Origin of the sequence: Frankia sp. Mgl5 (genome assembly GCF_023242985.1) — a bacterium.
Classification (GTDB): Bacteria; Actinomycetota; Actinomycetes; order Frankiales; family Frankiaceae; genus Parafrankia; species Parafrankia soli.
In genome coordinates this window covers 1-287 of sequence record NZ_JALKFY010000068.1, presented here as the reverse complement: position 1 = coordinate 287, position 287 = coordinate 1, and the positions used below count along the sequence as shown (strand labels likewise).

General features: G+C 55.7%; 1 protein-coding gene. It reads right to left on the bottom strand.

Annotation, left to right across the window (positions count from 1 at the left end; genetic code table 11):
- Positions 1–287, bottom strand: a 287-nt coding sequence (locus MXD62_RS40170) for an OPT/YSL family transporter (protein ID WP_368862337.1), incomplete at both ends; no start/stop codon positions are given.

Genomic DNA, 287 nt, shown 5'->3' with positions numbered 1-287 from the left:
CAAGATAACCGGTCTTTAAGTCCTGCGAAATATCACCGGCCACCGCCAGAGCGGTACAGACGATCGCTCCTACGGTCAGGGACGCCACCATTCCCGCGGTCCCGGTCAGCCCTGAGGAATGGAATACAAAGGTGACGATCAATAGGGTTGCGATGGTCATCCCGGAGACAGGCGAAGAGGAGCTGCCCACAATCCCAACGATCCGGGAAGCTACCGTAACGAACAGGAAGCCGAAGATCGCAATCGCGATAGCGCCTATAATTCCCACATTGGTTAAGGGGGTAAAC